This window comes from Enterobacter sp. CM29 (genome assembly GCF_013179605.1).
Lineage (GTDB): Bacteria > Pseudomonadota > Gammaproteobacteria > Enterobacterales > Enterobacteriaceae > Enterobacter > Enterobacter intestinihominis.
This window is the reverse complement of the sequence record NZ_JABMCU010000029.1, coordinates 19,527-29,125: the sequence shown is the minus strand read 5'-3', so window position 1 is coordinate 29,125 and position 9,599 is coordinate 19,527. Positions and strand designations below refer to the sequence as shown.

At 57.6% G+C, this 9,599-nt stretch carries 7 protein-coding genes; 6 read left to right on the top strand and 1 reads right to left on the bottom strand.

The window, feature by feature from the left end:
- From HP459_RS23360 to HP459_RS06015, 5 genes are all read left to right on the top strand, one after another.
- The coding region (locus HP459_RS23360; RefSeq protein WP_216661634.1) for a transposase at nt 1-183 on the top strand (183 nt) is incomplete at its 5' end.
- The gene (gene gudP, locus HP459_RS06030; protein WP_003862734.1) at nt 149-1,504 is read left to right on the top strand and encodes a galactarate/glucarate/glycerate transporter GudP; all 1,356 of its coding nucleotides are present in this window, start codon (nt 149-151) and stop codon (nt 1,502-1,504) included. The genes HP459_RS23360 and gudP, both read left to right, overlap by 35 nt.
- The gene (locus HP459_RS06025; RefSeq protein ID WP_171936018.1) at nt 1,504-2,844 is read left to right on the top strand and encodes an enolase C-terminal domain-like protein; all 1,341 of its coding nucleotides are present in this window, start codon (nt 1,504-1,506) and stop codon (nt 2,842-2,844) included. Before gudP ends, HP459_RS06025 begins: the two co-directional genes overlap by 1 nt.
- Nucleotides 2,845-2,858: 14 nt before the next feature.
- Complete coding sequence (gene gudD, locus HP459_RS06020; protein WP_023298497.1) at nt 2,859-4,196, top strand: glucarate dehydratase; 1,338 nt, start codon at nt 2,859-2,861, stop codon at nt 4,194-4,196.
- Between the two features lie 77 nt (nt 4,197-4,273).
- Nucleotides 4,274-5,419, top strand: coding sequence for a glycerate kinase (locus HP459_RS06015; RefSeq protein WP_022649207.1), 1,146 nt, complete (start codon nt 4,274-4,276; stop codon nt 5,417-5,419).
- Nucleotides 5,420-5,468: 49 nt separating this feature from the next.
- On the opposite strand, the gene barA is transcribed toward HP459_RS06015, so the two are convergent.
- Nucleotides 5,469-8,228, bottom strand: coding sequence for a two-component sensor histidine kinase BarA (gene barA / locus HP459_RS06010; RefSeq protein WP_022649206.1), 2,760 nt, complete (start codon nt 8,226-8,228; stop codon nt 5,469-5,471).
- A gap of 57 nt (nt 8,229-8,285) precedes the next feature.
- On the opposite strand from barA, the gene rlmD reads away from it, so the two are divergent.
- On the top strand, nt 8,286-9,584 hold the full coding sequence (gene rlmD, locus HP459_RS06005; protein ID WP_022649205.1) for a 23S rRNA (uracil(1939)-C(5))-methyltransferase RlmD: 1,299 nt from the start codon (nt 8,286-8,288) through the stop codon (nt 9,582-9,584).
- The last annotated feature ends 15 nt before the right edge of the window (nt 9,585-9,599 follow it).

The following is a 9,599-nucleotide window of genomic DNA, read 5'->3' as shown; positions in this document are numbered from 1 at the left end:
AGAACCGGTCACTCCTTCATATACTTTTCCCGTCACTATAAAACGGCTTCGGGCCGTACCAAAACCAAACACAAATCTCTCATTCTGATTACCCTACAGGTGCTGTACAGAATGAACCAGGCGAAAGCTATGTTTCAGGAGTGCAACAATGAGTACATTAAGCCACGCGGCGAGCAGCGCTGAGAAGCGCACCAACGCCCGATACTGGATAGTGGTGATGCTGTTTATCGTCACCTCTTTCAACTACGGCGACCGTGCCACGTTATCCATTGCCGGCTCTGAGATGGCAAAGGACATCGGACTTGATCCGGTGGGTATGGGATATGTTTTCTCCGCATTTTCATGGGCCTACGTAATCGGCCAAATCCCTGGCGGCTGGCTGCTGGACCGCTTTGGCTCAAAACGGGTCTATTTCTGGTCCATTTTCATCTGGTCGATGTTTACCCTGTTACAGGGCTTCGTGGATATCTTCAGCGGCTTCGGCATTATCATTGCGCTCTTTACCCTCCGCTTCCTGGTGGGTTTAGCGGAAGCGCCATCTTTCCCGGGCAACAGCCGCATTGTGGCCGCCTGGTTCCCGGCGCAGGAGAGGGGAACGGCGGTAGCAATCTTTAACTCGGCGCAATACTTTGCGACGGTTATTTTCGCGCCAATTATGGGCTGGCTGACGCACGAAGTGGGCTGGTCGCACGTCTTCTTCTTCATGGGCGGGCTGGGGATCGTCATCAGCTTTATCTGGCTGAAAGTGATCCACGAACCAAACCAGCACCCGGGCGTGAACAAGAAAGAGCTGGACTACATTGCTGAAGGCGGGGCGCTGATCAACATGGATCAGAAAACCCAGAAAGCAAAAGTCCCGTTCAGCCAGAAATGGGGGCAGATCAAACAGCTCGTCGGCTCACGGATGATGATCGGTATCTATCTCGGCCAGTACTGCATTAACGCCTTAACCTACTTCTTCATCACCTGGTTCCCGGTTTACCTGGTGCAGGCGCGCGGGATGTCGATTCTGAAGGCGGGTTTTGTCGCCTCTGTGCCAGCCATCTGCGGCTTCGTGGGCGGGGTGCTCGGCGGGGTCATCTCCGACTGGCTGATGCGTCGCACCGGTTCGCTGAATATTGCGCGTAAAACGCCAATCGTGCTCGGCATGCTGCTCTCCATGACCATGGTGTTCTGTAACTACGTCAGCGCGGAGTGGATGATTATCGGCTTTATGGCGATGGCCTTCTTCGGTAAAGGCATTGGCGCGCTGGGCTGGGCGGTGATGGCAGATACCGCGCCGAAAGAGATCAGCGGCCTGAGCGGCGGTCTGTTCAACATGTTTGGCAACATTTCCGGTATTGTCACCCCAATCGCTATCGGTTACATCGTCGGCACCACCGGCTCCTTCAATGGTGCGCTGATTTATGTAGGCGTCCATGCGCTGGTGGCGGTACTCAGTTACCTGGTGCTGGTGGGGGACATCAAACGAATCGAACTGAAACCTGTTGGGGAGCGCGGATGATGACAACGCAATCAAGCCCGATCGTGACGGAGATGAAAGTCATCCCGGTGGCGGGGCAGGACAGCATGCTGCTCAACATTGGCGGCGCGCATAACGCCTGGTTCACCCGCAACATCATGGTGCTGACCGACAGCGCAGGGAATACCGGCGTCGGGGAAGCGCCTGGCGGAGAGGTGATTTACCAGACGCTGGTCGACGCCATCCCGCAGGTGGTTGGGCAGGAGGTCGCCCGTCTGAACAAGGTGGTTCAGCAGGTGCATAAGGGCAACCAGTCGGCGGATTTTGATACCTTCGGCAAAGGGGCCTGGACGTTTGAACTGCGCGTTAACGCGGTGGCGGCGCTGGAGGCGGCTCTCCTTGATTTACTGGGCAAGGCGCTGAATGTGCCGGTCTGCGAACTGCTGGGGCCAGGCAAACAGCGTGATGCAGTAACGGTGCTGGGCTATCTGTTCTACGTTGGCGACCGGACGAAAACCGATCTGCCGTATCTGGAGTGCTCGCCGGGCAGCCACGCGTGGTATCACCTGCGTCATCAGGAAGCGCTCTCTGGCGAGGCGGTGGTACGCCTGGCAGAGGCGGCGCAGGATCGCTACGGCTTTAAAGACTTCAAGCTGAAAGGCGGCGTTCTGCCGGGCGAACAGGAGATTGACAGCGTGCGCGCGTTGAAAAAACGCTTCCCGGAGGCACGCATCACCGTCGATCCGAACGGCGCCTGGCGGCTGGATGAAGCTATCGCGCTGTGCAAAGGACTGGGCGACGTGCTGACCTACGCGGAAGATCCGTGCGGCGCCGAGCAGGGCTTTTCTGGCCGCGAGGTGATGGCCGAATTCCGCCGCGCTACCGGGCTGCCGGTTGCGACCAACATGATCGCCACTAACTGGCGCGAAATGGGCCACGCGGTGATGCTGAATGCGGTGGACATACCGCTGGCTGATCCGCACTTCTGGACCCTTTCCGGCGCAGTGCGCGTGGCGCAGCTGTGCGATGACTGGGGGCTCACCTGGGGCTGCCACTCCAATAACCATTTCGACATTTCGCTGGCGATGTTTACCCACGTTGGCGCAGCGGCGCCGGGTAACCCGACCGCCATCGATACGCACTGGATCTGGCAGGAAGGCGAAGCGCGCCTGACCAAAAATCCACTTGAAATCAAAAACGGCACCATTGCCGTACCGGATACGCCGGGGCTGGGCGTGGAGCTTGACTGGGATCAGATCCACAAGGCGCATGAAGCGTATAAAAAACTGCCGGGCGGTGCGCGCAACGACGCAGGCCCGATGCAGTACCTTATCCCCGGCTGGACATTTGACCGTAAGCGCCCTGTATTTGGACGTCACTGAAAAAGGATCGAACGATGAGCACATTTTCTACCCCTGTAGTCACCTCCATGCAGATCATTCCTGTCGCGGGACATGACAGCATGCTGATGAACCTGAGCGGCGCCCATGCGCCGTTCTTCACCCGTAATATTGTGGTGATCAAGGACAACTCAGGGCATACCGGTGTCGGTGAAATCCCGGGCGGGGAGAAGATCCGTAAAACGCTGGAGGACGCCATTCCGCTGGTGGTAGGTAAAACGCTGGGCGAGTACAAAAATGTGCTGACCAGCGTGCGTACGACCTTTGCCGATCGTGATGCGGGTGGCCGTGGTCTGCAAACGTTTGATCTGCGTACCACTATCCACGTGGTCACGGGCATTGAAGCCGCGATGCTGGATCTGTTAGGCCAGCATCTGGGCGTCAATGTCGCCTCCCTGCTGGGCGACGGCCAACAGCGCAGCGAAGTGGAAATGCTCGGCTACCTGTTCTTTATCGGCAACCGCAAACTCACCCCGCTGCCGTACCAGAGCCAGCCGGACGAAAAATGCGACTGGTATCGTGTGCGTCACGATGAAGCGATGACCCCGGATGCGGTGGTGCGCCTGGCTGAAGCCGCGTATGAAAAATATGGCTTTAATGACTTCAAGCTGAAAGGCGGCGTACTGGCGGGTGAAGAAGAAGCTGAGGCGATTGCCGCGCTGGCGAAGCGCTTCCCGCAGGCGCGCGTCACGCTGGATCCGAACGGTGCCTGGTCCCTTGATGAGGCGATCAAAATTGGTAAGCAGCTCAAAGGCGTGCTGGCCTACGCGGAAGATCCGTGCGGCGCAGAGCAGGGGTTCTCTGGACGTGAAGTGATGGCGGAGTTCCGTCGCGCCACCGGGCTGCCAACCGCCACCAACATGATCGCGACCGACTGGCGCCAGATGGGGCACACGCTCTCGCTGCAATCGGTGGATATTCCGCTGGCAGACCCGCACTTCTGGACGATGCAGGGCTCGGTTCGCGTGGCGCAGATGTGCCATGAGTTCGGCCTGACCTGGGGCTCGCACTCCAACAACCACTTCGACATCTCGCTGGCGATGTTCACCCACGTAGCGGCTGCTGCGCCGGGCAACATTACCGCTATCGACACCCACTGGATCTGGCAGGAGGGCAATCAGCGCCTGACCAAACAGCCGTTTGAGATCAAGGGGGGGATGGTGCAGGTTCCAGCTACGCCGGGGCTGGGCGTTGAACTGGATATGGATCAGGTCATGAAAGCGCACGAGCTTTACCAGAAACACGGGCTGGGCGCACGTGATGATGCGCTGGCGATGCAGTACCTGATCCCAGAGTGGTCATTCGACAATAAACGTCCGTGCATGGTACGATAAGCCAACTGGGACCGCTCCCATGGGCGGTCCCTTACGTGGTGTATGCTTAACGTAACTAACATGCGTAAGGATGGCTTATGAAAATTGTTATCGCTCCGGACTCGTATAAGGAAAGCTTGAGCGCGCTGGAGGTGGCGACAGCGATAGAGGTCGGTTTTCGCGAAATTTTCCCCTCAGCGGAGTACGTCAAATTACCGGTTGCCGATGGTGGCGAAGGGACGGTGGAAGCGATGGTGGCAGCCACCCATGGGCGTCTTGTCCATGTTCCCGTTACCGGGCCTTTGGGAGAACACGTGGAAGGGTTTTTCGGGTTATCCGGAGACGGGAAAAGCGCGTTTATCGAGATGGCGGCCGCGAGCGGTCTGGAGCTTGTTGCTCCTGCAAAGCGTAACCCGTTAATCACCACCTCGTGGGGGACCGGGGAACTGATCCGTCATGCGCTGGATGCGGGCGTTAAGCATATCATTATTGGCATTGGAGGCAGCGCGACCAATGACGGTGGCGCAGGCATGGTGCAGGCGCTGGGCGTAAAACTGCTGGATGCGAAAGCACAGCCCGTTGGGCCGGGCGGCGGCGAACTGGCAAGCCTTGCGCATATCGATCTTAGTGGGCTGGATGAGCGGCTGGCAGACTGTCGAATTGAAGTGGCCTGCGATGTGACCAACCCCCTGATTGGCGAGACTGGCGCTTCTGCGGTATTCGGTCCGCAGAAAGGGGCGACGCCGGAGATGGTCAGGACGCTGGACAACGCGCTTGCGCATTACGCAAACATTATCGCCAGGGATCTGGACATTGACGTCTTAAACCTGGCGGGGGGCGGAGCAGCTGGCGGAATGGGGGCGGCGCTGTATGCATTTTGCGGGGCACAGCTTCGTCGGGGGATTGAGATTGTCACCGATGCCCTGCATCTCGATGAACAGGTCGCGGACGCCGATCTGGTGATCACGGGCGAAGGGCGTATCGACAGCCAGACGATCCACGGCAAAGTGCCCGTTGGCGTGGCGAGAGTCGCGAAACGCTATAACAAACCGGTTATCGGCATTGCCGGCAGCCTGACGGCGGATGTTGGCGTGGTGCACGAGCACGGACTGGATGCGGTATTCAGCGTGATTTACACCATCTGCTCGCTGGAGGATGCGCTGGAAAATGCGCAACAGAATGTACAGATGGCCGCAAGGAATATTGCGGCGGCCATAAAGGTGGGGCAGGGGATGTCGCGTTAACGTTCGTGCTCCTGTAGGCCCGGTAAGCGAAGCGCCACCGGGCTTTTTCTTAGCTTCCCAACACCTTCATCGCTTCCCGCGTCACGTTGTCCATCTCGTCCAGCAGCTCCAGAAACTCCGGCTCAAGATCGGATTCTGGCGTACCCGCGCGGAGCTGCTGTTCAAGCAACTGGCAGAGATTTTTCAACCGCGGCACGCCGCTGTAGCCGCAGCTACCGTGCAGTTTATGGATGGCCTCCAGCAGCCCTTCAGGGTTTTCGCCCACCAGCTGTTCTTCAACCTTGTTACGGATCTCAGGCAGGAAGTCCACCAGCATTTGCAGCATATCGCGGGCCAGATCGGCTTTGCCTGCTGCCTGGCGCAGCGCCAGTTGCCAGTCAAACGTGGCATTCTGGTTAACGCTGATTTCCGGCGATTCAGCTGAAATGGTGTACGTCCCGCCAATGTGCCCCGGTTTGTAGCGCAGCAGCAGGCTGTGCAGCTTCTCTTCATCAATCGGTTTCGCCAGATAATCGTTCATGCCCGCACCCAGCAGTTTCTCTTTTTGTCCCGCCATCGCGTGCGCCGTCACGGCAATCACCGGCGTCTGCTGCTGGTGCGGAAGCTGACGAATTAATTCGCAGGCGCGGATGCCATCCATGCCCGGCATCTGAATATCCATTAGGATCAGGTCAAACTGCATCTGTTTGGCTTGTTCTACGGCTTCGGCGCCGCTGGTACACAGTTCAACGTGCTGAACCTGATCCTCAAGCAGCACGCCAATCAGCTTAAGGTTTGCCGGGTTATCATCCACGGCCATCACTGTCATCGGCAGCTTATGTTCGTCGTTTTCCAGCGGCAGGGACTGATGCGTCAGACGGCAATATTCAGTCAACGCAGGTAACAGCCGTGTGGCGGTGAGGGGTTTCAGCAGACATGCCGCCGCCCCGTCGTTTTTAAGCTCTTCGGCGTTGATTTGGGCGTGGCACGGCAGAGCCAGCAGCAGGTAGTCCGTCATTGAGGCAGCCTTTGCCAGCCGTTCCTGCTGCATGGTCAGTTCTCCGGTAAATGTCACCGGAATCCCCAGCAAAAGAATATCGTAATGATCGTTCGCCAGCGCGGAGAAGGTCGGGCTGTAGACCACCTCCAGCGGCGTGCTGCTTAATACATCCAGCGTACACTGCGCCGCGGCGGCGTTCGGTTCCACATAGGCCAGACGCATCCCTTTCAGGCAGTCGGTGACCGGACCGTCGGTTTGCACGTTCGGATTAAGATCAAGATTGATATGGAACCAGAAGGTCGAGCCCCGGTTAGGCTGGCTGTGGAAGGAGATATCGCCTCCCATCTCTTTCACCAGCTTTTGGGTGATCACCAGACCCAAGCCCGTTCCGCCGTGCCGACGGGAAATGCTCGCATCGGCCTGGCGGAACGCCTGGAACAGACGCGACTGATCGCGCTCCGGAATGCCGATGCCGGTATCCCGGATCTGAACTTCAATCTGGACCTTATTATTACTGAGCGCCCTTTTTTCGACCAGAATGTCGATGTTGCCGCTCTCGGTGAACTTAATCGCGTTGCCCACCAGATTGGTGATGACCTGTTGCAGGCGCAGCGGGTCGCCAATGACGTTATCCGGTACGTCATTTTTGATATTGAGCGTCAGTTCCAGCCCCTTATCATGCGAGGAGTGGGCGAGAAGCGTGACCACGTCATCCAGTGTGCTGCGCAGCGGGAAGGGGATACTCTCCAGAATCAACTTGCCCGCTTCCAGCTTCGAGAAGTCCAGTACGTCGTTAATAATGGTCAGCAGGTTGTTGGCTGAGCGTTCAATGGTATGCAGGTGGTCACGCTGGGTCGGGTTGAGCTCGCTTTTAAGCGTCAGACGGGTGAAGCCAATCACCCCGTTCAGCGGCGTGCGCAGCTCATGCGACATGTTTGCCAGGAACTCAGACTTAATACGGGCCGCCTCCTGAGCGCGTTTTTTCGCCAGATCCAGCTCCACGTTCTGGATCTCCATCTGCTCCAGCGTTTCGCGCAGGTCAGAGGTGGCCTGGTCAACGTTGTGCTGCATCTCTTCGTGATAAGCCGCCAGCGACATCGCCATTGAGTTGATGCCGTTTTTCAGCATATCCAGCTCGCCGAGCATGAAGCCTTCCACGCGGCTGTCCAGCTGACCCCGGCGGATCCGGTCAACGGTATTCACCATGTTACGGATAGGCCCCGTGACGTCGCGCATCAGCCGCCAGCCGAAGATCAACGCGATGCCGATACAGAACAGCATCATCACGCCGGAGATGAATATTTCTTTGTACTGCTGGAGCCGCACCGACTTGAGATCCAGCTCCAGCGCCACATATCCCAGCATATTATTGCTGGACTTCGCATCGGACTGGGCGGATTCGTCGGGTGAATAGCTTTCTGAGATAATCGGCGTGCGCAGGATCATGATATCGCCGCGCCGCAGGACCGTGAGATGACGCGGGAAAGGGGTACCTTCCGGGATTTTCAGCGACGTGGGATCCAGATGGAAATTCGAGGTGACGAAAAGACGGTTATGCTCATCGTAAACGGAAATGGCGCGCACAATCTCTGAATGACGGCGGTGCAGCACGCTGATTAACTGACCAATGGATTCACGGTTTTGCAGGTTCATACCGTACTCGCTGGAGACGGCCAGCGGTTCGATAATGCTGGCCCCGGCATCTTCAAGCTGTCTCTGCAAATCGTTATAGCGATGCACCACAAAGAAAATGCTCAGCAGCAAACCGATGAGAACGGTAGGAGCGAGGATCAAAATCATCATGCGCGCGCGCAGGCTGTAGTTGGTCATGGAGTTCCGTTATGGGACAATCAGGCTAATTATGTTTATTTGAGAACAATCTCGGCGATGGCGCAATTCTACTCTGCAAAACGACGCGTGACGACGCGTCAGATCATAACTGTTGAAGCCTCTGACCTCGATCCTTTTGGACAGGGGGTAGCGCGTCACAAGGGTAAGACACTGTTTATCACAGGTTTGCTGCCAGGAGAACGCGCAGATATTACGCTGACGGAAGACAAACGCCAGTATGCGCGCGGCCAGGTCAAGCGCCGTCTTAATGATAGCCCGGAGCGCGTGACGCCTCGCTGCCCCCATTTTGGCGTTTGCGGAGGCTGTCAGCAACAGCATGCCAGCACAGAATTACAGCAAAAAAGTAAAAGCAACGCGCTGGCCCGCCTGCTAAAACATGACGTCAGTGACATTGTTGCTGACCAGCCGTGGGGCTACCGTCGCCGCGCTCGCCTGAGTCTAAGCTACCAGCCAAAAACTGAAAGGCTGGAGATGGGTTTTCGCAAAGCCAGCTCCAGCGATATCGTCTCCATCACGCAATGCCCTGTTTTGGTGCCCCAACTTGAGGCACTGCTCCCGGCCGTGCACCACTGTCTTGCATCGCTGGATGGTGTGCGTTCGCTGGGCCATGTCGAACTGGTGCTGGCCAACGGCGGCCCGCTGATGGTGCTGCGCCACACCGCACCGCTGTCCAGGGCAGATCGCGAAAAACTGGAACGCTTTTCGCATTCTCATGAGCTTGCGCTTTTCCTCGCGCCGCAAAGCGAGATACTTGAGCAGGTTAGCGGAGACGCGCCCTGGTATGCGTCAGACGGGCTACGCTTAACGTTCAGCCCGCGGGATTTTATCCAGGTCAATGACGGCGTGAACCAGCAGATGGTGGCGAACGCGCTGGCGTGGCTTGACGTCCAGCCCACCGATCGGGTGCTCGATCTGTTCTGCGGTATGGGTAACTTTACCCTGCCGCTGGCCCGCAAAGCCGCAAGCGTGGTCGGGGTGGAAGGCGTTGAGGCGCTGGTGGCGAAAGGCCAGGAGAACGCCCAACAGAACGGCTTGCAAAATGTGACATTCTTTCATCAAAATCTTGAGGATGATGTTACTCAGCAACCGTGGGCTAAGCAGGGCTTTGATAAGATCCTGCTCGATCCGGCGCGCGCAGGTGCGCCGGGCGTGATGCAGCATATAATTAAACTCGCGCCTGAACGCGTGGTCTATGTTTCCTGTAACCCGGCGACGCTGGCCCGTGACAGCGAAGCATTATTGAGCGGGGGTTACCAGATTCGGCGTCTGGCAATGCTGGACATGTTCCCGCACACTGGACATCTGGAATCAATGGTGTTGTTCGAGCACATCTAATGAGTTTGGCTTGTC

Bases quoted from the DNA above. Each gene is read 5' to 3' on its own strand.
- rlmD (WP_022649205.1), top strand. From the start codon at position 8,286: ATGGCGCAATTCTACTCTGCAAAACGACGCGTGACGACGCGTCAGATC.
- HP459_RS06015 (WP_022649207.1), top strand. From the start codon at position 4,274: ATGAAAATTGTTATCGCTCCGGACTCGTATAAGGAAAGCTTGAGCGCG.
- gudP (WP_003862734.1), top strand. From the start codon at position 149: ATGAGTACATTAAGCCACGCGGCGAGCAGCGCTGAGAAGCGCACCAAC.
- HP459_RS06025 (WP_171936018.1), top strand. From the start codon at position 1,504: ATGACAACGCAATCAAGCCCGATCGTGACGGAGATGAAAGTCATCCCG.
- gudD (WP_023298497.1), top strand. From the start codon at position 2,859: ATGAGCACATTTTCTACCCCTGTAGTCACCTCCATGCAGATCATTCCT.
- barA (WP_022649206.1), bottom strand. From the start codon at position 8,228: ATGACCAACTACAGCCTGCGCGCGCGCATGATGATTTTGATCCTCGCT.